Source organism: Xanthomarina arctica, from assembly GCF_014638915.1.
Lineage (GTDB): Bacteria > Bacteroidota > Bacteroidia > Flavobacteriales > Flavobacteriaceae > Xanthomarina > Xanthomarina arctica.
Genome location: NZ_BMFQ01000003.1, coordinates 167,276 through 190,590 on the forward strand (window position 1 = coordinate 167,276; position 23,315 = coordinate 190,590).

The following is a 23,315-nucleotide window of genomic DNA, read 5'->3' on the forward strand; positions in this document are numbered from 1 at the left end:
CCAACCACCTTATGTTCCTCATAATAAACGTTATGCGTAATTAAAAAAGAAATCTGGTACACTAAAAAAATTAACTAAATGAATAGTCCTTACATATCAAAAATAACAATAAACAATTATAAAAACTTTAAAGATGTTGAAGTTAACTTAAACCATAAACAAGTTGTTATTGGCGAGAATAATGTCGGAAAATCAAACTTCATTAAAGCAATTCAACTAATCCTTGATAGAAGTTATTCTGATTTCGATAGAGTTTTGGATTCAAGTTATTTCCATGACAGCATAGAAGATCCTGAAAAAAATGGAGTAGAAATTAAAATACAAATTGAAATAAAAAATTATGAAAAAAATAGACATCTTGTTTCTCAATTGTCTGATGCTGTAATTTCTACAGACCCTCCAATACTAAGGATAACTTATAAGTATTACCCATTAAGGAATGAAGATAATGAAATAAGTAAGTATACTTATCTTATTTACAAAGGATATAACGAGAATAACCTCTTCACAAATGAAGATCGAAATTTTTTAAATATTCATGTAATTGGTGCTTTAAGAGATGTAGAGCGTGAATTAAATGCTAAAAAACGTTCGCCTCTTTATAAATTAGTTCAAGAGTACGGTATTGCTACTGAAGATTTAGAAAAGATTTCAACTTCAATTCACTCTGCTGCTGAAGAAATATTAAAACTTGATGAAATAAATGATATTAAAAAAATTATTCAAAATAAATTTGAGACATTAACAGGTTTACAACACGATAATCAGCTCAATTTATCAATTTATGATACTGAAATAGAAAGACTTTTATATACCATTCAATTATATATGGGAGTAAAAAATAGACCTGTTTCAGAATTGAGCTTAGGGTTAGCAAATATTTTATTTATTTCTATGATTATGTTGCTTCTTAAAGATAAAACTATTCCTAGAATAATAAAGACTGCCGATTTTGAGAAATATAAAGCAAAAGACCCTTTATTCTTGATTAATAATTATTATAATCTTAGTGAAAGTGGAAGTAATTATTTGATAATAGAAGAATTACTTGACGAAGAAGAATTATATACTTTTTTTAACAAACACAATAGTAGACCACACACTGTTACTATTTTGGCTATCGAAGAGCCAGAAGCCCACTTACATCCTATTCTGCAACGATTGATATATAGAGAAATATTACATAAAAGTGAAACATCAGTTGTTTTCACTACACATTCACCTTATATAACCTCGGTCGCACCAATTGATTCTATAGTTTATGGCAAATACTCTAACAATCAAACTAAACTTTATTCTACAGTAGGTTTAAATATTGACTCTAATGATAAAATCGACATAGAAAGATATTTAGATGCGAAAAGAGGCGAAATATACTTTGGTAAAGGTGTTATTTTGGTTGAGGGGATTACAGAAGAATACATGGTACCCGAAGTAGCTAATTTATTAGGTACCAATCTAGATGACTATGGTATTGTGGTATGTAATATACATTCAACAAACTTTAAACCCTACGTTCAGATTCTGCAAGCTTTAAATATACCATGGTGTTTGATAACAGATGGGGATTGCTATAAAAATATAGCATCCATAAATGGTGATGGTCAACAAGAAACAAAAAAGAAATTTCATGAAATAGTAGTAGAGACTGATTCAATAGGTTTCAGAGGAACTGAATTAATATCAAAAATATTAACAGACTTAAATATATGTACTTCAGTTGATTTAGAAATAGAAGAAGGTTCTGACTTACAATCAAAATTATCAGAGTATAACTGCTTTGTAGGTTATTATACAAATGAAGTTGACACAATGACTAAATCTAATACATCAGACTTAGAGGTGTTTAAAAAAGTATATTCAGAGTTGCGCCCTGGTGGTGCAAAACAACAACAAAACTTTGATAATGAATTAGATTCTGAAAATTATTGGAAGGCTCTTAAGAAAATTGATGATAATATAAGTAAAGGACGTTTCGCCCAACGTTTTGCTTCAAATATAAAATTAGAGATGGTTCCTCTATATATTCAATCGGCTATTACATTTATTATAGATAGCGTAAAGGACAACCATGAATAAAAAATTCTTCGAAGACTTATCTTTAATAAAAAATGACCCTAATCAAAAAAAAGCATTTGATTCAAAAGGGAATACAGTTGTTATAGCTGGTCCTGGTAGTGGTAAAACAAGGGTATTGACTCTAAAAGCTGTAAAATTATGTAAAACAGATATCGTTGCACCTTCAGGTTTAGCCTGCATTAGTTACAGTCGAGAAACTGTTAGAGAGTTAAAAAAAAGATTATCAGAATATAATTATAAACCTAAAAAAAGCGATTTTATCGGAACAATGCATGGTTTTAGTATAATTAACATCTTAGAACCTTTTGCCAAACTTTACCCTCAATATAACATTCCTATTCCTTTAAAAATAGCTTCCAAAGAAATAGAAGAAAAAATATTTATTAGTGTTTTATCAGAACTGAATATTACAGATAATTCATTAAATATTACAGACTTAAATAGACAACGGTCGCTTTCTATAGCAGGTAACAGTAAAGTTCAATTAGAACTATTTGACCTTGAATCACAAGCAGAAGTTATCTATAATAGAAAATTAAATGAAGTTGGATGTGTAGATTTTATTAGTATAATAAATTTTGCAACTCAAATGATCACTGAACAAGAATATGTTAAAAACACATTAGAAGCTAAGTTTTCATGGTTATTAATTGATGAATATCAAGACCTAGGAAAACCTTTACATGAAATGGTACTTGAATTACAAAGCCAAACTTCAATAAAGGTATTTGCTGTCGGTGATATGAATCAATCAATTTATGGTTTTAGTGGTGCTTATCCTGATTTTTTGAATGAACTAAATGGTATTTCTAATTTTGAATCAATTACCCTTACTTCAAACTATAGAAGTAATCAAGGAATTATCAATGGTTCATTAGACTCTCTCCAATTACCTCCACCTCGATTAAATTACCTAGCTAAACAACGCCTCGGTGAGACTGCTGATTTCAAATTCATTACATGCGAATCCGACATGGATGAACAGTATGAAGTTGTTGTTAATAAAATAATTCCAAAACTAATTGCTAAAGGAGTAACTCTAAATGAAATAGGAATTATTGTAGGTTCAGGAAGAGAAGTAGCAGGTATGGCCTATATTTTAAAAGAATATAGAATACCTTTTTATATTGCTAAATGGGGTTTTACCAATTCAGATATAGTTCAATGGCTACAAGATTGTGCGCAATGGTGTGTGAATTCAAAAGAACAATCTTTTGATGTCATTTTTAGTTTTTGGAAAAGATTACTTAGCATTCACAATGATTCTCTATTATTATCTGAGCAAATAATTGTGAGAAGTAAGCTATATGAAGTATTAAATGAAAGTAGATCCATAACCATACTGGGTGACTGGCTAACATACATATATGAAAAATTATTTTTAAATGAGATACTACTAGAATCGGAAAGCTACCCTGAAGAAATAAGCAATCTTGAATTATTACTTAAAGAAGCCACTTTAACCAATTTAAAAGGAGTAAAATTAACAAGGTTTGCAACTTTAGGCACACCTGATAATGAGATTACAGTTACTACTCGGCACAGTGCTAAAGGCTTAGAATTTGAAGTTGTTATATTATTAGGTTTAGAAGAAGGCCGATTCCCTTTTTATAATATCAAAGAAGGATCTAAAGAAATGGAAGAAGCCCATCGGTTATGTTATGTCTGCGTAAGTAGAGCTAAACGAGAATGCATTATGCTTAGAAGTAAAAAACACACTATTGCTACCAAACGCGGTACTTGGACTAAAGATTATTCAGCATCTCGATTTTGGAATATATTGACTGAAAACTTTGGAAATACTTTAAATATTATTGACTCAAAGAATTATTAGAGCGCATAAAAATGTATAAAAAACGTAAGGCGTTTATGCTAAACCGAAAGGTCTGTAATTATTAATTAAGTCTGCTAAATATAAAATTTAGCGTTTATAGAAAGAAAAGATAAAAGCAAAATATTTATATTTAGCAAAGTGATAAAACTAAACGATAGTGCTTATCTACTACCCTACGTTCCTTTTACTAAACGTTTGTACAGAAGTGTGATAAAAAACCTCATACAAGTCTTTAAATGAAAAAAATAAGTAAAATAAATATAGATGATTTAAAAACACCTGTAACTTCAATTAATAAAGGTATGAAATTATTAAGTATTGTACTTTTATACGTTTTTCTAATATCAGTCCTTCCTCAATAAGAAAATCGAAGATTCAACATAGCTAATCTCATCATCCAGTTTAAAAAACATAATCAATCAATTTGTAGCTCATTAAGTCCAACTATTAAATTTAGGAAGGCAGGTAATATCAATTCAGTAAAAATTAAAATGACTTAATAACGCAATACAGACCTACTCATAAACATTTCAAAAAAGATAAAAAAGGAATCCAATATTTATTCGAAAACTATCTAAGCATACACGACATGTGTTTAGATATTTTACGAGTTATAAATAAGATTCCTAAATAAACAAATTAAAGATTCTTATTCTTTTTAGTATCTCCATAGTTCGTTGTTAGCATCTCCAAAGCAACTGGTATACAATCCATCAGTTTCAAGAAATGGTCAAGACCTTATCCACCAAAATAAGGTTTCTCCAAAAACTCATCTACTTTTCTTACTCTACAGTATTGCTTATTCTCCATTTTACTTATATTTATTTATTACTCCTTCTTTATGGTTAACCGTAAAATTATAATTTAAAATTCCACTAAATCTAAAAATATAGATATTTGCTTAAAATACGTATTACTACTTATAAGCGGTTTCATTTATAGCTTATATATTAGTAATCTAAAATTAATAACAAGTAGGTATGGACAATCGTCTATATCTACTTGTTGTACAACATTTGAAGAAAATTAATGAATAAACCCATAAACCATCATTTTGTATCACAAGTACACATTAAAAAATTCTTTAATTATAAAGAAAGTAGAATATATGTTTACGATAAAATCATGGATAATTTTTATTATAAAAAAACAACCAAATCGTTATTTAGTGAGAAAAATTTAAATACAAAAATAGACAAAGGGTTAAAGGACTTTGAATCATTAGAAAATGATTTGAATCAGTATTTTGAAAAGGATTTCTCAACTCATTATATAACTATAAAAAAATTTATTAAAAGCCCCAATTACTCTAAAGCAGTAAACAACTCACTAATGTATTTTGCTAAATATGGAGCAATTGGAGAAATAAGAAATCCAAGACATAAACAGTCAGTAGAAGATACTATATTTAAAGCATTTACAGAATTGTCCAAAAATGGAACTGAAGAATTAAAAAAAGAGATTCTTGAAGTGTTTTCTTATAAAAAAGAAATTAAATATATAAACTCGGTTCAGTACTCAAAATTTGCTGATAAAATTATTAACCTAATGGGAGATATAATTTTTAGAATAGAAATTCCGCTTGAAAAAGAAGATTATTTTCTTTTACCTGATTTTTGTTCTGCTAATGTCCGAGAAAAGATAAATACATATTTTAATCCAGATATTAAGGAGATCGCATACATTGGCCTCCCCTTGAGTAGTAAAATCTACATTCATTTTTATTATTCGAAAATTAAAAACATAAAGTTAAAATCAAATATTGTATTAATCGACAGTGCAAAAGTATTTGAGTTAAACAAAAATAATTTTAATTATTGCGAAAGTAAAGTTGCATGTCAAAGTGATTATTATTTGAATAAATTTATAAAAAACGTTGTACAGCACTGTATATAAAAAATGCGTAGTTTAGTGTTAAACCAAAGGAAAGTGCGTACTCACTTTCATATAAAAAACCGTTAGGTAAAGCTAAGAAAAACATGAATAATAAACCCTTATTAGACTATATCAACAAGTATGTCAACCTAACAATAGAAGAAGAAACATTACTACTTTCAAAAATTGTTAATAGAAATTATCTAAAAAACCAATATATAGTTCAACAAGGAGAAATCTGTAAAAGTGCCAATTTCATCATTTCTGGATGTACTAAAACATTTCATATGGATTTAGAAGGTCAAGAACATATAGTAATGTTTTCTATTGAAGATTGGTGGACATCAGATTTAGGTAGTTTTATTACTCAAACTCCCGCTGACTTTAATGTACAATGTATAGAAAACACACAACTAATTCAATTTACCTTCGATAATCTAGAAGCCTTATATAAAGAAATCCCAAAACTAGAACGCCTTTTCAGAAAGATTGTAGAACGTGCTTTTGTGGCTTCACAAAAAAGAATTATAAGAAATTTTAGTCTTACGGCAAAAGAAAGATACCAAATTTTCAAGAATACATACCCAAAAATAGAGCAACGAGTACCACAATATATGATTGCTTCATATTTAGGTGTCACTAAAGAGTTTTTAAGCAAAATTAAAAGCCAAATTACACAGAATCAATAGATGTTAATCTAGTTTAACATCATTTAATAATCTACTTCATTTTCCACAGTTACTTTGTTTTGGATATTTGTACCATAATATTTAAAACAAAAAAATGAATACATTATTTGAAAAAATTAGTATAATCAACGACATGATTCTTGAAGGAAAAGCTTTAGAAGCTTTTGACCAATTCTATCATGACGATGTTGTAATGCAAGAAAACGATAACCCTATTGTTGAAGGGAAAATTGCGAATAGAAAACGTGAAGAAGATTTCTTTGGAGCAATAACAGAATTTAGAGGTGCTCAACCTTTAAAAGTAACTATTGGTGAAAGCACAACAATGGTAGAATGGCATTTTGATTACACTCATAAAGATTGGGGAGTAAAAAACTACACACAAGTTGCAGTTCAAGACTGGAAAGAGGGAAAAATAATTAAAGAAAAATTTTATTACGGAGCGTAATTTAAAATATTGACAACTTAAAAATAATAAAAATGAAACATTCAATAAAAAAAATATCAACTCTTGTCATTATTGCTTTTATGACATTTTCTTTTACATCAATAGCACAAAACAAAGAACAAATTAAAACCGAAAATAGTAATGTAATCTGGAAAGGTTATAAAGTCACAGGTTCTCACCAAGGAACAATTGACATTAAATCTGGGTATTTAGACTTTAAAGATGGGAACTTAGTTGGTGGAGAATTCACAATCGATATGTCCTCTATTTCCAATACAGATTTGGAAGGTGAATATAAAGGAAAATTAGAAGGTCATTTAAAATCTGATGATTTCTTTGGAGTTGAAAAGTTTCCAACAGCATCATTAGTTTTTACTAAAGTAACATCTACAGGTAAAAACTCATATGAAGTAACAGGAAAAATAACGATTAAAGCCAAAACAGAAACTATCAAATTTAATCTTTCAGTTTATGGCAATAAAGCCAGTGCTTCATTAAAAATAGACAGATCAAAATTTGATGTGAGATATGGTTCTACAAGTTTCTTTGATGACCTAAAAGACAAGGCTATTTATGATGATTTTGACTTAGTTGTAGATTTAGAATTTTAGTGAAATCCCTATATTACCATAAAGACTCAATAAATTGTGGTTTAGAAAGCCAATGCCTAACTAAAGAAGTATTTAGAAAATAGCAGGATTAGCGTAAGCCATTTGGTTTGCGCTTTTTTGTTATCTTTTGTTTTAGGAAATGCATAGTAATTTAATCTGTAGCCATATTTCATAACAAGGCAAGTAAAAAAACTAACTCCGAATTTAATAACTGAAAGCTAAAAATCAACATTTCATGGTTTTAATTATGAATACATGATTGAACTTTATAAAAATAATATTGCCAAAATAACTTATCTGCTGGTTTCAGAAATTTTAGGCGAACTTGCAAAAGAAAACAAACAAGAAATAACCTACAAATCAGGCAATTAATTTCGTTAAAATAATGTTCTTTCGCATTGCCTATGCAAAAATAGATTTTTAGTATTAATTAAAAATCTTTAATTTTCAAATTTACTTTTTCTGACTACAAACCTTTTCTCTATGCTAAAAATCTATAAAGAAACACCTGAAAAAAGGTGAAATGTATTAGAGCATCAGCAGAATTATTTATAAAAGGTAGGAATAAAATAGAAAATGTAACATCAATCCCTTAAAGAAAATAATCTGAAATCGGAACCTATCATTCAAGTTATCGATTAGCCCACTAGTTTTTATCTCAGAACAAATAATATAAATTATATTTCTTCCATGAAAAAACCCCCAAATAGTAATTAACTTCTTGGGGGCAATAAAAAAAGTTTTGCTCTTGTATAAAATTATTTCTTTAGAATTTTATACATTCCTTTTCTGCCATTAATTGTAACCTGGACCATATAGGCACCCGCAGAAAGTGTAGAAAGGTCTATTTGACCATGTGTTGCATTTATTGAGTTTTCAATTAATTTTTGTCCCAAAAGATTATATACATCCACATTTTCAATATTTTGGAATGATTTAAGATTCAAAATATCTGTTGCGGGATTCGGATATAGCGTAAATCCCTCAAATACATCTTCATTAATGCCCAAAGTATAATCAGCCTCAATAATGACATCCGAGACAGCTAAAGAATTTGATACAAAAATGTAATATGCTTGACCTGCAACTACTGGAATAGAAGCTGTTGAACGTTCGGAACACGCGTAGTTGGAAGGGTCCGCCGCATAAAGGTCTGTTTCAATTGAATTTTCATTAGGAGCAGTATAAAAGATCACCCACCTTGATCCTAAAGGATTAGCAATCGTGGCTGTAACAACCCCATCATAAGCCGCTACAAAATTATACCAGACTGCTATTCTATTAATAGGACAGCCACCGGGAAGGGCATTCTCCAACGTTGCACTAGGAAGTTCTACAGCTGGATCTGTGTATGGAAAACCAATTTCATCTACATCGATAGAATTTACAATCATATCATTTGCAGGCGGGTCCTGTACAAGTATACAATCTGCAGTTAAGGTATATGCCCCTGCATCAGTAGCTTTAAATCCCTCAACAGCAATATAATATGTAGTTAGGCCATCTGATGTAAAAGTAACCCTAGACCGAACTCCGCAGCTATTAGTATTTTGAGCCACAATATTTCCATCGCATGCATCATACACAATCAATCTTGTATCAAAGTCATAACTAGAATCACAGAGTGCAATTGTCACAAATTCAAGCTGTCCGTTTCCGGTATATGTATACCATGAATCTTGAGACCCATAAACTTGTCCTCCTTGATTTGTATTGTCTATTGTAGTTCCATTTATAACTTCACCACAAGAAATGGGCGTAGCAGTAGAACAAAAGTCATTCCCGTAATCCGGTTGAATACAAAAATTTATTTCAAATTGTAATACTTGACCAGTATTATTTGTCACATTATCACATACTTTTAAATTCCAGTCTCCAGTAATGTTCTGTCCTGTTAGCTGAGTTTCGAAATCGCCACCCATTGGTTGATAGGGTCCACTACCAAAAGGAGCTGTTGCGGTTAGAATATCCACACCTCCATCTTGAAAAGTAGTTCCATTAAATCCGTTAGCAACGTTTCCACCAACGCCCTCCACCAAAAGAATTTCAGTTCCGTCTGGAGACACTAAATAGAGTGCCAAATCACTCGTTATGGAATGAGTCATTTCTATAAAAACACTCTCAATTATCGCATCGGTTCCAATAGCTGCTACATCAGTTACACTTATAGGAATGAGATTAGGAGCATTGGTACAATCCAATGTTAAAGTTTCCGAACCATCAATATCAAACGGAAGCCCTGATGCTGTATAAGGAGTATTTACGCAGTCCCCTGTTGGGGTACAATCACCATCAAAAGTATAAACAAGATCACTTTCTAATTGAGTAAACCAAAATATACCTTGATCATAGGAAACCGCCCAGGGCATCCCAGCTCTATTTTCTGTGGTAGCTTCAATATAAGCATCACCTGAAGAAGCTGTAGCAAGAATACCTACCCAATACGTTGTAGTAATACCTGGTTTGCCCACTAACAATACTGGATTTAAATCAAAAACAACTTGTATTACATCAAAACCTTCTACAATTCCTGTAAACGTTTGCGAAACAGGATTTACAGCAAGCTGGTTGCTTATTATTACACTGTCAGTCGGAACTCCTATACCATTACCGAATATAATTATATCTGCAGAAGTAATATTTTGATTAGGATCTACTAAAAAGTTAAAAGTTATAGTATTCAAAGTAAAATCAATATTAGCTGGAACTGTAATATCCGTCGCCGCTAACTGCCAAGGAGCTGATACTAGAAAACCTAATTCAAAAAAGTCTGAAGGATTTTCCTCACTACAATTATCTCTTAAGTTACCTGTATAACTTTGGTTTGTTAATAAATTTGCTTTACTAGGTATTAAACTATTGGCAATTGAAACAGGATTTGTTTGTTGGCTAGGTGAAACTAATGAATGTGTTTGGATAGAAATAGGCAAGTTTGAACTTAATTTTGAGTCTTCTTGACTATATCCAATAGCACATAATAAGTAAATAATTAAAATGGAAAAATTTTTCATATAGATTAATATTTTTGGATTGTTACATTTCCAATATTAAATAGAATGAGTAATAAAACAACATTTTAAAATATAAATAGAGTGACACTAACAATAAAAAGCATGACATTTTCTTAAATTGTTGTAATATAGCCGTATAACTGACTGCCTTCCAATAAGTTCATCTTAATTGCAATGCGCTCTTTTCTTTTGCGCGTTGCTTGAATTGTGATATTAAATAGAGTAGAAATTTCTTTTCCAGAGAGGTTCATGTACATATAACATAAAAAACGTATGTCATTTGCATTAAGAGTAGGATGCATTTCCTTAATAGACTTTAAAAAGTGGGAGTTTATTTCTTCAAAATGGGATAAAAATTCATCATTACTTTCCTCTTTAGATAAAATATTTTTTAAAAGTTCTATTTGTTTAGCCAAAAAAATATTTTTGCTTAATTCAGAGTTCTGGCTTAATGACTTTACAAAATTTTTAATATTTTCATTTCTCTGTCCTAATTGGAGAACGTTTGCTACAAGTTTTCTGTTCTTTCTTTCCAACTCAAGTTTATGATTATTTCTTTCTAAAAGAGAAAGAATTTCTTTTTCTTTCATTTGCTGCTCTAAAAGTAAGTTATCATTCTCTTTATTTTTAAGTTCTAAAGCAATAATTTCCTGAGAATTTACACTAATGATTCTTTTTTGTCTATACTTTATATAATTACTCCTTAATAACCAGCCTAATAAAGTAAATATCAATAATGAAAAGCCAATTAAATAATACTTTATTAATTTTTCATTATTTAATTGATCTTGACTAACAAGAAGTTGTTTTTGACTATCCTTTATTTCAAACTTAATTTTACTGTTTTCATACACTACTCTATCTTTCAAAACACTTATGGAGTCTTTAACCAACATGACAGAATCTTTATATTTTATTGATTTTTCGAAGTCTTTCATTGCAAAATACACCTCTGAAAAGCGATCGTAAATATGTATATTGTTTTTATAACTTAAGCTTTCTTCTTTTGCTTGTTTAGTAGAATTAAGTGCCTTTTCGATATGGTTTTGATGCTCATAAATTTTTGAAAGAAGCAATAAAACAGCAATTTTAGAATTGTTTAATTCTGTAGATTCTAATTTTCCATTTAACCTATTTATAATCTTTTCTGATGCGTCAAATTCATTTTTATCCAACAGATTTTCAGCTTCAATAATAGATGTATATATAACTGTTTCTAAATTTTTAGGAGCCATTATTTTAGCTATGTCAATATATTTTGATGCTAACTCGAGTTTGTTTGTTTCATTATACAGTCCGGCTAAATTTGTAGCAGACACCGCAATTTCAAAACTGTCTTTTACTTTTACAAATATGTCAAATGCTTTTTTTTGATATATTTCAGCTTCGTTGTATTTTTTTTCATCTCGGTACAAAACAGCAATATTATTAAGGACTATACTTTCCTGTTTGGTATCCATTACTTTTAAAGCAATAGTATAAGCTTGTAAATAATTATCTAAAGCCTCACCATAATCAAGCATCTCATAATAATTAACCCCAATTCCATTAGTGGCATTGAAAAGTTCTTTTTGCCAATTGTTCTTTTTTGCTAATGTTTGCGCTTCTGTTAATAATTCAAGAGATTTTAAATAATTCTTATTTATATGGGCTTCAAGTCCTCTTTTAATAAGACCATCACAATAATGGATAGTATCATTCTCAAAGGACTGAATTAACAGTAGAAAAATTAAAACATATTTCATTAAAAATCACTATATATTAATTAACAAATGTAAATAAAGAAGAGTTAAAACCAACGTTATATATTACTTAAAATGAATAGTTTAATAATATAGAAGAAAACAAATTTAAGAATTCTATATTATGATTTTATAACATGATATTTGTTAATATTTTTACTTTTCAAACTAACATATACGTATCTCTTAAATGCCTTTTATAATAAACTATAATTTGGAATAAATATATTTTCAATATTGGTTAACAAAAGGTAATAATGATAGAATTTAATGTAACTAGACTTCGTTAAATAAATATTAGTTAAACCGTTTGAAGTTTTTGCTTATTCTAAGTCATAATCACTAACTACTATTTTAGCATTTGTTTTTGGATTGCACTAAATTGTATGTCCCAAATTACAATGTGCTTTAAGTATAACTTTTTGTCTTAGTGTCGTTATATAAATAAAACTTATCTCCTTCTTTATAATTGGATTTTGTTTTATAAACCTTATTAAGTATTGTTGAAGAAATAGTATTTTTTTATTCTTTTACTTTCTCTAATTATTGACGTAAAGCCTGTGTAATTAAATAATTCACCCGGGCTTGAAAAACGTTCAAATCCACCTGTTAAAACCACTAACATAATGGCTGTTTTCTCGCAAATACCTCGTATGGTTTTTAAACTCGTTAACAAATCTTGATGCACTTGTTTTTCAAAGTTTAAAAGTTTTTCTTCTAAGATTCCAATCTCTTTTTGTATTTGCTTTAAACTTAGTTTTAAAGAGGTTCCAACTGATTTACCTGGGTTGCCCAAAACAACTTCTACATAAAATTTATCTTTTATCATGATCGTGTATTTTGTAAACCTGCCTGCCGGCATGCCAGGAAATGTTCGAAATCTGTATAGAAAATAGAGGGGATTTACAATGTTGACGAGATCTATAGTCTCTGCGTATATATTAACCTTATTCCTCTCTTTTGTGCTTTCTTACTTATATGCCTTAATTTAGTGTTTTTATTAAAATACTAAATTAGGCCTTATTTAAAAAATAACAGCAAAGAGCTAAACTTAAAGTTTTGTTCCTTACTGTTATTTTTGTTTTAAAACTAAAATTGGTACGTAAAAATCTAGATATACCAGGTGTGCTTTAAAAATAAAAACTCCTTAAAAGCACTAGTTACCGGTTAAGTATCCCCACTTCATACCACTTCTAATTATCCATTATAAAGTGAGTTACCTAGTTGCAGTTTTTATAAACGGTAAAGAGAAACTTCACAATAAGAAGTCTGTAAACTTAGAAATTCGTGATGGTTCTATCCCTAATTTCTATTGTTCTTTATTGTATTTCATTGACGTAATATTGTGAAATTATCGGTCGATTAGTAGTCATATCCCAAGCTAATTGCCATTTTTCCTTAAGTAACATATCAAGTTTGTTTTCTTTTGTTTGAGCAACAAATCTTACGTCAAAAGTGATTTCAAAATAGTTGGTTGAAGTTTCTATTATTTCAATATTAGAAAGATGATGAGCTATCAATCCTATAAAATTATTTTTAGCTTCTGTATACCAATTATTAAATCCATCGTGTCCAATAAATTCATCATTAAAAGGCATTTTCATTTTCAAATCAGGCGATACGTATTGTAAGAAAAAAGTGTTTTCATCTAATTGATCAAAATGCTCAAACCATTTTTTAATAAAAGGTTCAATTTTATCTGCATTTCCATGGCGTAGAGTTTCAATAAAATCAATGACTTGACTGGCATGATTTTTTGCATTCTCTTTGACTTCACTTTTAGAATTGAATATTCCCTCTACATATGCATTTCTGTTGGAAAAAATTGCCCCGTGATAAATCATTTCCGTCATATAGGCTGTCTGTTGAATCGGTTTCACAAATTCATCAAGAGCAAATCTATTATATCCTAAAGGGGTATAAGATTCTATTGGACCACCTAAAGTAACCGACAATAGAAAGTGTTTTCCTTTAAGTTTGTCACCTCCTACTCCATGAGCAAAACCAAAGCTCAATACTTTATCCATCCATTGTTTAAGGCTGGCAGGCGAGCTGTACCAGTAAAAAGGATATTGAAAAATAATAATGTCAGCAGATAGCAGGGCATTCTGCTCTGCTTCTATATCAATATTAAAGTTTGGATACAATTTATCTAAATGCCTAACTTCAATATTATCAGTGTCTTTTTGAAGATGTTTTATAATATTTTTATTCGCTATGGATTGTTCCAAATCTGGATGTGATAATATAATAAGTGTTTTCATTTTGTTTAATTTATTTTTAAATATTGCTTGTACATACATGTATTAAATTTTAAAAAAAAGCTAAAATTTCTTATTAGCTAAATTTATTGCGCTTTTCAAGGTATTGACATAGTCTTCACCTAAAACATTAGTGTAATCAACACCAAGTTGCTCCCAACAAGTCTTTACTTTAGGAATAAAATCCGTAAGTTCATCTGTAGTGGTTAAAAAGATATTTCTACCCTCTTGCCTTCTATTGATAAGGTTTCTAATTATCAATTTATCAGCCAAACGGGTGATTGTTGAAGCGCTTAATCCAATTAAATTAGCGGCATCTCCTGTTGTAATCTCTTTTTTATCATGAATAATCATCAATAGAAAGGCATAAGATGGTGTTAAACCTAAAGGAGCAAAATTGATTTCCGCTAGCGTATTTATTTCGCGAAATAATAGTCCTGTGGAGAAATATAAGCAACTTTCAAAAAGGTCTTTGATATCTTTCATGTTGCAAATATAATAAAAATGCTTGTACATGCAAGTTTTTTTGCATTTTGTATGTCGTCAAATAAAATTGAACTTTTATGTTTAAAAAATAAGATAGACTTTGTCTAATTTATGTTAAAATTTTTAAACTGTTTTTTACTTGCTTCTAAAGTTTTGTTTTTTGTCATTTGCGCTGTTTTAATTTCCTTTGTGCTTTGCCATAATATACTTCAGCTGGCGTTACATTTTCTAAAGATTCATGATAACGTTCATAATTATAATAACGAACAAACTCATTAAGTTTTTCTTCAATCATACACATTTACATATAGCCAATTTTCATGTTTTATTCAAAATTGTAACTATTTTTCACGAGAAGTAAGGGTTTTTCACATTATATTTGTAAACAAAATTCATACAAAAACAACATGAGTAATTATTTTTCACAACATGTAACTACTTTTCATGATATAGATACACCAGAACCAGGAGCCTTGGTTGGATATGCTCTATTGTTAGAGTTCTTAATGCAGGAAACAAAAAAATCAGCTCCTCTACCAAGAAGATTAGCCATCATAACAAACAAACATCAGAGATATGATACGGATACATGGCAGGTATTTACCAAGCGCCATAAACCAAATGATGATATTATAAGCCATATCATATTTGCCCTTAAATACGAAGGCATTAACCTATATATTTTAAAACAAGTGTTCCTCAATTTAGAGGTGGAAACAATAAAAGAATACATATTAACAGAACCAACTGGGCAATATGCAAGACGCATATGGTTTTTATATGAGTGGTTGTTAGAAAAAACGATAGATATACAAGATCTAAAAACTAGCTCATATGTGGAGATTGTAAATACAAAACTACAGTATCCAGGGCCAACAGTAAATTCAACAAGACATCGTGTAAAAAACAACTTACCTGGTACACTTGATTTTTGCCCAATGATCCATAGAACAGATAAAATTGAAGCCTATCAAAAAAAAGATTTTTCTAATAAAATGGTCTTTGATCTAAATGGAAAAGACAAAGATTTAATTAGAAGAACAGCAGCCTTTTTATTATTAAAAGATTCAAAAGCATCTTTTGCAATTGAAGGAGAAAAACCTGAAAACTTAAGAGCAAGAAATTGGGGTAAAGCTATTGGTCAAGCAGGAAAAAAAGAATTATCCATTCAAGAGTTAGAGCGCTTACAACACATTGTAATTGGTAATAACAAACTCAAACAAATGGGGCTAAGAACGGAAGAAGGTTTTATTGGCGAACATGATCGGGATACCTTTGTACCTATTCCAGATCACATTTCTGCTAAAGCAAAAGACTTGCCAGTTCTTATCAACGGACTAATGGAAACAAATAAGTTACTAAACCAAAGTCAATACGACCCTGTGTTAATGGCTACAAGTATAGCTTTTGGATTTGTATTCATTCATCCTTTTTCTGATGGTAATGGACGTTTACACAGGTATCTAATGCATCATATCTTGATAAGAAAAAACTATACAAGCAGAGACATGATTTTTCCAATATCTGCTGCTATTTTAAATAACATCAGCAAGTATCAAGACGTTTTAGAGGCATTTTCTGAACCTAGATTAGAATTAATTGATTGGGTACCAACAGCAGATCATAATGTTGAAATTTTAAACGAAACCATAGACTTATATCGTTACGCCGACTTAACCATTCAAGCAGAGTTTTTATATGCATGTGTTGAAGAAACGATAGAGGAAATAATACCTAATGAAATAAAGTTTCTTGAGCAAAATGATAAAATGATAGAGTTTATCAATGCCGAAGTAACACTTCCAGATACAAACATAGATTTATTAATTAAATTCTTAATCCAAAATAAGGGTAAACTATCTAAAGCAAAAAAAGATAAATTCTTTAGTGAGATCCCAGAAAATGTCATAATTAAAATTGAAAATAAGTTTTCTCAAGTATTTTAAACCATGATTACTTTATAGTTCATTAAGTCCAACTATAAAATGCAGGAAGGCAGGTGATAAGGTGTTCGTCAGTCGTTCCATTTTGTTCTATAAACAATCCCTGCGCAAGCAGGGATCTCTTCAATAAATATCACACGTACAAAAAGCATTTTAATTACTCCATTACTAGTTCCTGTGGTCCAACTATTAAATTCAGGAGGGCAGGTATACAATCCATCAGTTTAATGAAATTTTCAAGCTCTCCTTCATCATAAAGTGGTTTCTCCAAAAATTCATTTACTTTTCTTACTCTACAGTATTGCTTATTCTCCATTTTGCTTATATTTATTATTTCCACTTTATGGTTAACCGTAAAATTATAATTTAAAATCTCACTAAATTCACACCCATAGATACTATTGTTTAAAATACGTATTACTACTTATATGTGATTTCGTTTAAAGCTTTTATATTAGTAATCTAAATATTACTAGCAAGTGGATATAGACAATTATCTATATCTATTTGTTGGCAATAATTAAAAAAAAACAATAAACAATGAATAAACTATTTAGATTAATTTTAATTTTGACTTTAAGTACAACATACTTATTAAGCTGTAAATCTCCGAATAAAAATAAAACAGAAATAGAAATAGGTTCAGAAGAACTAACAGAAAGAAGAAATTTAGAGAGTTTATTGATTTTTAAATCGCAAGAAGAGTTAGAAGAAGTTTTTGGAAAAGAAAACGTAAAAAAAGAATTATCTTCTGATAATAGTTTAGGAAGTGGAGAGAACTATTCTAAATTGTTTCCTAACACTGATAATGAAATATCTTTCTTTTGGAAAAACACAGAAAGTTTAGAAAATTTGGATTTCATTAAAATTTCAGAAAATAATAATCTTTGGTCTACAAATAGTGGTTTAAGAATTGGGATGAGTATAAATGAGATTGAAAAAATAAATCAAAATCCATTCGTATTCGATGCATTTGAAAAAGAAATATTTAAGGGCAATATTGAATGGCAAAATGGAACTTTAGAAAAAAGTAATATTATTGCAAGAATATCACCTCCAAAGTTTGAGGATGGAAGAGTTTCATCTGCTTTAGAAAAAAAGGCTTTTGAACTTGAATTTAGCTCTTCTAAAAAATACAAATCTTCATCAAGGGCACAAAGTTATGATATGTATTTATCTGAAATAATTTTGAGGAAAGAATAACTATTGCCAACAATGTATAAAAATAATTGCGGTTTAGTACTGAACCAGAGTTAGTTGCGTGTTTGTTACGTCTGATTTTCCTTCGGAAAATCCTCGCATACAAACCCGCAACTATTCTTATACGTCAACGTTGTAGCACATTAAAAAAACACTCGTAATCAAATCAAAATCATTGGAATTACCGACTAAATATTTAGAATTAAAAAGAGAAGTGGAAACATATTATGACGAATTCCAATCTGACGAAAAGATAAAATCTAAAACTGACAAATATTATAAAGGAATACAGATTATGTTCTCACCATTAATTATTCGTCCGAAAGTTATGTTTATCGGAATAAATCCTGGTGCTGGTTTTTTCAACACTAATAATAGGCACGTTAAACGATTTAGTCCTTTAGAAAATTCGGAATATTTAAAAGGCGAATATCGATTAGCTCAACAGACCAAAAAATTATTTGAAAAAGCAAGTTTGACAATTGACGATTTAAAAAATTCCGTGAAATCGAATTGTTTCTTTTTTGCTACGAAAAATGAAAAAGAACTTCTTCAATTTTTAAGTCATTTAAAACCAACTAAAGTATATAACAAATCGGAAAAATGGATAAATGAATTAGTTTCAATAATTCAACCTGAAATAATAATCTGCGAAGGAAAAAGTGCTTTTGAAAGGTTTACTAGAGGAAAAGATTGTGAATTTAAAATTGAGAAAAATGTTTTATATGCAAAATGGAATAACATCGATATAATAGGCTACAAAAGGAATTTCAGCAATATAATAGATTTAAAAAAAGTAGCTGAAAAATTAGAAATAATTAATAAAAATATAGTGCTTCAACACCGTATATAATTTATTACTAGTTCTTGCCTGCTTACGAAAACCCTCGCGGATTTTCTATTCAGTTTTTATTTGCCAAAATAGTTGCTTAACCACGTTGTATTCATTGCGAAACGCAATACTGTACTGCATAAAGATTAACTAAATAAAATAGAAAAACGATTATTTTGTTATGAGATTATTAAGTGGGAACGAATAAAAAAATAACCTTTAACCAACTTTTTATAATAAAATGAAAAATATGGAAATAATCAATCAAACATATGGAGAAAACCCACAAAAGGCAGAATGGTGGAGGCGATTAATTGGATTCAGCATAGATATAATAGGATATTTCATACTGCTTTGGATTGTGTATTACTTAATTGAATTATTATCGATAGGCTATTTAATAGAAGACGCAAGTATAGTATTTAGATATATTTATTTTTATTTTTTTTATATATTTTATTATGTTCTTTTTGAGAGTCTCACAAATCGTACATTGGGAAAAATCATAACGGGAACAATTGTAATTAATAGTCTAACATTTAAAAAGCCTTCTTTAGGTCAAATTTTTGGTAGATCATTCTCGAGACTAATACCTTTTGATTTTATATCTTTTATTTCAAGTAAACCTAGAGGTTGGCACGACTCAATACCAAATACAATGGTTACTACCATTAAATCAAAACATGAGTTTAAAACAATAAATAAAATAGACCTGTAAATGGTAAAAAAAAAAATGAACAAACAACAGACTAAAATTTTATTAACTAAAATTTTACCTCGATTTTTAATCATCGGAATTATTGCAATCGCAGCGATTGTTTTAATCGGTATAAAAATTTGGGATAGTACCATCGACCATGAAAAGGGTAATGCTTTAATTTCTAATGTAGGTGCTAAACTTAATTATCTTGATAAATTAAATGAAGGCGTTCCACCAACAATATCTTTTTCAGGATATTATGATACACTTTTTTTAACACTTTCTTTAGAGTCAGAAGCAAAAGAAACACAGACACCTTATAATGTTATTAAAAGACAATTTAAGAATGGAGGGACTCTAAATTGTACGAAAGTCTACTATAACTGGTATTCAACAGAATCACCTATTTTTCTTGAGAATGCTAGAAATAAAGGCTACAAGAATTTTCAAGCTAAAGTTTTATATAAAGATGGAACCATAGAAGATTCAGAAATAATCGAGCTAGATTAAGTATGAAAAATATTTTAACACCCTTAATCTTAACTTTTTTCTTAATAAGTTGTACAAGTAATTTACAAAAGTATGAAATACAAAATGCAATTGAAATATCAGTTTCAACTGAATTAGAATTAAGAGGAGAAGGCTCTGCATACAATGTAATTATGGATGACATTAGAGATGATTATAATCCAAAACATATTATAGACATAGGTAAATCCAAACTTATCTTCCAGCCTAAAGGTACAGATGCTTTTAAAGAATCTGCGATGGATGATGTTACTAGAATATTAATAACACATTTTGAAATTGAATCTAACACTTTTCCGAAATGGAATTTTCAGCTTAATAAACAAGAACTGAATGAGGCAAATGAGTATTTTGAAAAAGAAACAACTAAAGAACTAAAAACCTTGCCTTTTGAAAATGATATTATTGAATGGAGTCCATTCAAAATGGGGAATGTTAATGGATTAAGTTACATTAAAGGAAGTTATATAAGTTCGACAGAAGGAGACAAATCTTATAATGAAATGTATCAGTTTTTTAATAAAAATGAAAAAGTAATTATTGCATTTTCAACTAGCATCTCAAATAAAAAAAAATGGGATGGCATTTTTAATGAGATGATAAAAACTTTTAAATTTAAATTAAGAAAATAATTTAGATTCGAAGTTAGATTAAATTGTCAAGATAAAAAACAACGAAATGGTAACAAAGTGATAAAAAGCAAGTATAAATTTATTGTTTTTTTACTAAAGTACTTCTGTAAGTTTAGTCAAATATAAATCCTACCTTAAAAAGTAATTTGTAGATTCAACATAACAAATTACATCATACAGTTTAAAATTAATACACAATCAACTTGTAGCACATTAAGTAGAACCATTAAATTATATCTGCAAGCCAATTCGGTATATGTTCGGTATACGGCTATTTAAAAACTCCAATATCGAACTTACAAAACTTGAATATTACAAAAATATTACCACTATTGGACCATGTTTTATTTGCCTCAATTTATTTGTTTTTATAGATAAATTGAATTAGTATGTCCAAGTAAAACAAAATAAAGATTCCTATTCTTTTTTAGTATCTCCAAATTTTGTTGTTAGCATCTCCAAAGCAATAGGTATACAATCCATAATTTTCAGGAAATGATCAAGACCTTTTCCACCAAAATAAGGTTTCTCCAAAATTCCATCTTCTTTTCTTACGCTACAGTATTGCTTATTTTCCATTTTATTGTATTAATTTATTATTTCCACTTTATGGTTATCCGTAAAATTATAATTTAAAATTCCATTAAATCTAAAAATTTAAATTTTTGCTTAAAATACGTATTACTACTTATATGTAGTTTCGCTAAAAGCTTCTATATTAGTAATCTATAATAATAATAATAATAGCAAGTGGACATAGACAATTGTCTATACCCATTTGTTGTAAGCAATAGCGCGACTTCACAGAGCTTTTAATTCGAATGTTTTTACGCTAAAAATAGGACAACCAGAGATTGGTAAACCATGAGAGAATTATAGCAGAATAATTCTCTTAACAAGTTTTCGGCGATAAAAGCCGTGAAAATTTATTTTCTAACGAGCGTTGTCGTATAAAACTTGAATAATAAGGTATGAAATTTAGACCAGAAAGTCAAGTTTTCAGCCAACTAAATTTCATAGTTTATTGGTTTATCAGTCTCTGGTTGAACGGATTATAAATATTAGCGCCTAAATTGGACGACTCATACCACAATGTATAAGTCATAAAATTTATAAAAACATCCAGAATTTCTTAAATAGGTTTGAAGACGCGCTACTGGCATTTATATCATTTCATTCTTTCAGAAATTTAATGAAATGATCCTTTTCAGACTCTCTTACTCTAACCTAAAAATAGGAGTCTAAAAATATAAAGCTCACAACACTATATATAGAAAATAAGGGATTCAGTGATTAACCCAAATATGGTGCAAACAAGTAAGACGCCAATTTAGAAAAAATATTTCACCGAATTTTAAACATTTATTTCTTAAATTGGCTTAGTTAAAAATTAGAAGGTAATTGATTCTTTAATCCCTTACTTTCTATATATATAACGTTGCCACCAATTAAAACCAACCATATGAAAAAGATTGTAATCTGTATTTTAATCGTATTCGGAATTAATCAAGTATCTATAGCACAAGATTCATACAAAAAAAGATATTACATCAAAAATACGATTGAATATCAAGAGGAGTTTTATAACCAAGAAACAGAAAAGAGAGATACAAAAACTATTCCTTTGTCTTTAAAAAGTTCTGATGGAACTATCGACCAAAAAGTTTTAGATTTAGCTAAAAGTGATAAAGGTTTACTATCAAATGTAAAATTCGGAGAAAAAGAAGATTCAAATAAATTATATGTAAATCCTTGGCTTATTAAATCAGGTTCTGGAGACTATATTGACCAAGACAAAGTCTATTATTACGAATTAAAAAATAGACAATCTGTGAAAATAAATTTCAAACAATGGTCTTTTAATGCGCTAACAGTTCCTCTAAAAATGAGGTTCGGTAAAGAAAAAACTGAATTTTCGACTGGAGCAAATTTAGGAGTATTAATAGGACACACTTGGGGAACAACAAACTTTGTTCATCGGAAAGAGGTTGGAAACAAACAATATGACACAAAATATACTTTTGGTTTGTTTCTCGGAGCAGACAAGTTAGAGTTTTCTTTTGAAGACAATAACGCTAAAGAAGTTAAAATAAAAACGGCTGTCTTATCAACAGGACTTGGATATCTATTTTCTTATGAAAAATTTACATTTGGAGCTACTGGCGGTTTTGACTTTAGTTTAGGAGAAAACAGTTCGGAATGGGATTTTCAAGGAAGACCTTGGTTAGGAATATCATTAGGTTATTCATTATTTACATTTTAACTGACAAAAATAACTGGTGGCAACACCGAGTATAATTTATGGCTGGTTCTCGCCTACTTACGAAAATCCTTGCGGATTTTCTGTTCGGTAATTATTTGCTAAATTATGTACTTAAACACGTTAGCTGTAATTAGCCACTCAAACACCAAAACAGAAAAATTTTAAAAATATGTTTGCAGAA

General features: G+C 29.2%; 21 protein-coding genes. 13 read left to right on the forward strand and 8 right to left on the reverse strand.

Annotated features, from left to right (window positions below):
• Nucleotides 1-78 precede the first annotated feature (78 nt).
• The 6 genes from IEV77_RS12015 (at nucleotide 79) to IEV77_RS12040 (ending at nucleotide 7,536) form a co-directional block, all read left to right on the forward strand.
• Nucleotides 79-2,079 (forward strand): ATP-dependent nuclease, encoded by a 2,001-nt coding sequence (locus IEV77_RS12015; protein ID WP_188465166.1) that lies wholly within the window; start codon nucleotides 79-81, stop codon nucleotides 2,077-2,079.
• Nucleotides 2,072-3,913 carry a UvrD-helicase domain-containing protein gene (locus IEV77_RS12020; protein ID WP_188465167.1) on the forward strand — a complete coding sequence of 614 codons (1,842 nt, stop codon included), beginning with the start codon at nucleotides 2,072-2,074 and terminating at the stop codon, nucleotides 3,911-3,913. The genes IEV77_RS12015 and IEV77_RS12020 overlap by 8 nt, the downstream gene beginning before the upstream one ends.
• A gap of 1,029 nt (nucleotides 3,914-4,942) precedes the next feature.
• Nucleotides 4,943-5,809: a DUF4238 domain-containing protein gene (locus tag IEV77_RS12025; RefSeq protein WP_188465168.1), complete on the forward strand. Its 867-nt coding sequence runs from the start codon at nucleotides 4,943-4,945 to the stop codon at nucleotides 5,807-5,809.
• Nucleotides 5,810-5,892: 83 nt separating this feature from the next.
• Nucleotides 5,893-6,477 (forward strand): Crp/Fnr family transcriptional regulator, encoded by a 585-nt coding sequence (locus tag IEV77_RS12030; RefSeq protein WP_188465169.1) that lies wholly within the window; start codon nucleotides 5,893-5,895, stop codon nucleotides 6,475-6,477.
• 94 nt (nucleotides 6,478-6,571) lie between these two features.
• A complete protein-coding gene (locus tag IEV77_RS12035; RefSeq protein ID WP_188465170.1) occupies nucleotides 6,572-6,925 on the forward strand; it encodes a nuclear transport factor 2 family protein in 354 nt (117 codons plus the stop codon).
• 32 nt (nucleotides 6,926-6,957) lie between these two features.
• On the forward strand, nucleotides 6,958-7,536 hold the full coding sequence (locus IEV77_RS12040; RefSeq protein ID WP_188465171.1) for a YceI family protein: 579 nt from the start codon (nucleotides 6,958-6,960) through the stop codon (nucleotides 7,534-7,536).
• Nucleotides 7,537-8,294: 758 nt separating this feature from the next.
• Here IEV77_RS12040 and IEV77_RS12045 read toward each other — a convergent pair.
• The 6 genes from IEV77_RS12045 to IEV77_RS12070 all read right to left on the reverse strand — a co-directional run bounded on the left by IEV77_RS12045 (nucleotide 8,295) and on the right by IEV77_RS12070 (nucleotide 15,331).
• The gene (locus IEV77_RS12045; protein WP_188465176.1) at nucleotides 8,295-10,547 is read right to left on the reverse strand and encodes a T9SS type A sorting domain-containing protein; all 2,253 of its coding nucleotides are present in this window, start codon (nucleotides 10,545-10,547) and stop codon (nucleotides 8,295-8,297) included.
• A 113-nt stretch (nucleotides 10,548-10,660) separates the two neighbouring features.
• A complete protein-coding gene (locus IEV77_RS12050; protein WP_188465180.1) occupies nucleotides 10,661-12,292 on the reverse strand; it encodes a tetratricopeptide repeat protein in 1,632 nt (543 codons plus the stop codon).
• 490 nt (nucleotides 12,293-12,782) lie between these two features.
• Nucleotides 12,783-13,118: a transposase gene (locus tag IEV77_RS12055; RefSeq protein ID WP_188465181.1), complete on the reverse strand. Its 336-nt coding sequence runs from the start codon at nucleotides 13,116-13,118 to the stop codon at nucleotides 12,783-12,785.
• A 490-nt stretch (nucleotides 13,119-13,608) separates the two neighbouring features.
• Nucleotides 13,609-14,592, reverse strand: a complete 984-nt coding sequence (locus IEV77_RS12060; RefSeq protein WP_188465182.1) for an NAD(P)H-dependent oxidoreductase — start codon at nucleotides 14,590-14,592, stop codon at nucleotides 13,609-13,611.
• Nucleotides 14,593-14,613: 21 nt separating this feature from the next.
• Complete coding sequence (locus tag IEV77_RS12065; RefSeq protein WP_188465183.1) at nucleotides 14,614-15,036, reverse strand: MarR family winged helix-turn-helix transcriptional regulator; 423 nt, start codon at nucleotides 15,034-15,036, stop codon at nucleotides 14,614-14,616.
• A 163-nt stretch (nucleotides 15,037-15,199) separates the two neighbouring features.
• Nucleotides 15,200-15,331, reverse strand: a complete 132-nt coding sequence (locus IEV77_RS12070) for an IS3 family transposase (RefSeq protein WP_188465184.1) — start codon at nucleotides 15,329-15,331, stop codon at nucleotides 15,200-15,202.
• Between the two features lie 112 nt (nucleotides 15,332-15,443).
• Between IEV77_RS12070 and IEV77_RS12075 the strand changes: the two genes are divergently transcribed.
• The gene (locus IEV77_RS12075) at nucleotides 15,444-16,982 is read left to right on the forward strand and encodes a Fic family protein (protein WP_188465185.1); all 1,539 of its coding nucleotides are present in this window, start codon (nucleotides 15,444-15,446) and stop codon (nucleotides 16,980-16,982) included.
• A 68-nt stretch (nucleotides 16,983-17,050) separates the two neighbouring features.
• On the opposite strand, the gene IEV77_RS12080 is transcribed toward IEV77_RS12075, so the two are convergent.
• Nucleotides 17,051-17,194, reverse strand: a complete 144-nt coding sequence (locus tag IEV77_RS12080; protein ID WP_188465187.1) for a hypothetical protein — start codon at nucleotides 17,192-17,194, stop codon at nucleotides 17,051-17,053.
• A 325-nt stretch (nucleotides 17,195-17,519) separates the two neighbouring features.
• On the opposite strand from IEV77_RS12080, the gene IEV77_RS12085 reads away from it, so the two are divergent.
• From IEV77_RS12085 to IEV77_RS12105, 5 genes are all read left to right on the forward strand, one after another.
• On the forward strand, nucleotides 17,520-18,182 hold the full coding sequence (locus IEV77_RS12085) for a hypothetical protein (protein ID WP_188465189.1): 663 nt from the start codon (nucleotides 17,520-17,522) through the stop codon (nucleotides 18,180-18,182).
• A 172-nt stretch (nucleotides 18,183-18,354) separates the two neighbouring features.
• A complete protein-coding gene (locus IEV77_RS12090) occupies nucleotides 18,355-19,032 on the forward strand; it encodes a hypothetical protein (RefSeq protein ID WP_188465191.1) in 678 nt (225 codons plus the stop codon).
• Nucleotides 19,033-19,261: 229 nt separating this feature from the next.
• A complete protein-coding gene (locus IEV77_RS12095; protein ID WP_188465193.1) occupies nucleotides 19,262-19,729 on the forward strand; it encodes an RDD family protein in 468 nt (155 codons plus the stop codon).
• A gap of 15 nt (nucleotides 19,730-19,744) precedes the next feature.
• Entirely contained in the window at nucleotides 19,745-20,221 is a 477-nt protein-coding gene (locus IEV77_RS12100) for a hypothetical protein (protein ID WP_229736662.1), read from the forward strand.
• Nucleotides 20,222-20,223: 2 nt separating this feature from the next.
• The gene (locus tag IEV77_RS12105; protein ID WP_188465197.1) at nucleotides 20,224-20,871 is read left to right on the forward strand and encodes a hypothetical protein; all 648 of its coding nucleotides are present in this window, start codon (nucleotides 20,224-20,226) and stop codon (nucleotides 20,869-20,871) included.
• Between the two features lie 417 nt (nucleotides 20,872-21,288).
• On the opposite strand, the gene IEV77_RS12110 is transcribed toward IEV77_RS12105, so the two are convergent.
• Nucleotides 21,289-21,450, reverse strand: a complete 162-nt coding sequence (locus IEV77_RS12110) for a hypothetical protein (RefSeq protein WP_188465198.1) — start codon at nucleotides 21,448-21,450, stop codon at nucleotides 21,289-21,291.
• Nucleotides 21,451-22,333: 883 nt separating this feature from the next.
• On the opposite strand from IEV77_RS12110, the gene IEV77_RS12115 reads away from it, so the two are divergent.
• Complete coding sequence (locus IEV77_RS12115; RefSeq protein WP_188465200.1) at nucleotides 22,334-23,134, forward strand: hypothetical protein; 801 nt, start codon at nucleotides 22,334-22,336, stop codon at nucleotides 23,132-23,134.
• The last annotated feature ends 181 nt before the right edge of the window (nucleotides 23,135-23,315 follow it).

Bases quoted from the DNA above. Each gene is read 5' to 3' on its own strand.
- IEV77_RS12115 (WP_188465200.1), top strand. From the start codon at position 22,334: ATGAAAAAGATTGTAATCTGTATTTTAATCGTATTCGGAATTAATCAA.
- IEV77_RS12100 (WP_229736662.1), top strand. From the start codon at position 19,745: ATGAACAAACAACAGACTAAAATTTTATTAACTAAAATTTTACCTCGA.
- IEV77_RS12035 (WP_188465170.1), top strand. From the start codon at position 6,572: ATGAATACATTATTTGAAAAAATTAGTATAATCAACGACATGATTCTT.
- IEV77_RS12055 (WP_188465181.1), bottom strand. From the start codon at position 13,118: ATGATAAAAGATAAATTTTATGTAGAAGTTGTTTTGGGCAACCCAGGT.
- IEV77_RS12105 (WP_188465197.1), top strand. From the start codon at position 20,224: ATGAAAAATATTTTAACACCCTTAATCTTAACTTTTTTCTTAATAAGT.
- IEV77_RS12095 (WP_188465193.1), top strand. From the start codon at position 19,262: ATGGAAATAATCAATCAAACATATGGAGAAAACCCACAAAAGGCAGAA.
- IEV77_RS12025 (WP_188465168.1), top strand. From the start codon at position 4,943: ATGAATAAACCCATAAACCATCATTTTGTATCACAAGTACACATTAAA.
- IEV77_RS12015 (WP_188465166.1), top strand. From the start codon at position 79: ATGAATAGTCCTTACATATCAAAAATAACAATAAACAATTATAAAAAC.
- IEV77_RS12030 (WP_188465169.1), top strand. From the start codon at position 5,893: ATGAATAATAAACCCTTATTAGACTATATCAACAAGTATGTCAACCTA.
- IEV77_RS12045 (WP_188465176.1), bottom strand. From the start codon at position 10,547: ATGAAAAATTTTTCCATTTTAATTATTTACTTATTATGTGCTATTGGA.
- IEV77_RS12075 (WP_188465185.1), top strand. From the start codon at position 15,444: ATGAGTAATTATTTTTCACAACATGTAACTACTTTTCATGATATAGAT.
- IEV77_RS12060 (WP_188465182.1), bottom strand. From the start codon at position 14,592: ATGTATGTACAAGCAATATTTAAAAATAAATTAAACAAAATGAAAACA.
- IEV77_RS12110 (WP_188465198.1), bottom strand. From the start codon at position 21,450: ATGGAAAATAAGCAATACTGTAGCGTAAGAAAAGAAGATGGAATTTTG.
- IEV77_RS12050 (WP_188465180.1), bottom strand. From the start codon at position 12,292: ATGAAATATGTTTTAATTTTTCTACTGTTAATTCAGTCCTTTGAGAAT.
- IEV77_RS12070 (WP_188465184.1), bottom strand. From the start codon at position 15,331: ATGATTGAAGAAAAACTTAATGAGTTTGTTCGTTATTATAATTATGAA.
- IEV77_RS12065 (WP_188465183.1), bottom strand. From the start codon at position 15,036: ATGAAAGATATCAAAGACCTTTTTGAAAGTTGCTTATATTTCTCCACA.
- IEV77_RS12040 (WP_188465171.1), top strand. From the start codon at position 6,958: ATGAAACATTCAATAAAAAAAATATCAACTCTTGTCATTATTGCTTTT.
- IEV77_RS12020 (WP_188465167.1), top strand. From the start codon at position 2,072: ATGAATAAAAAATTCTTCGAAGACTTATCTTTAATAAAAAATGACCCT.
- IEV77_RS12085 (WP_188465189.1), top strand. From the start codon at position 17,520: ATGAATAAACTATTTAGATTAATTTTAATTTTGACTTTAAGTACAACA.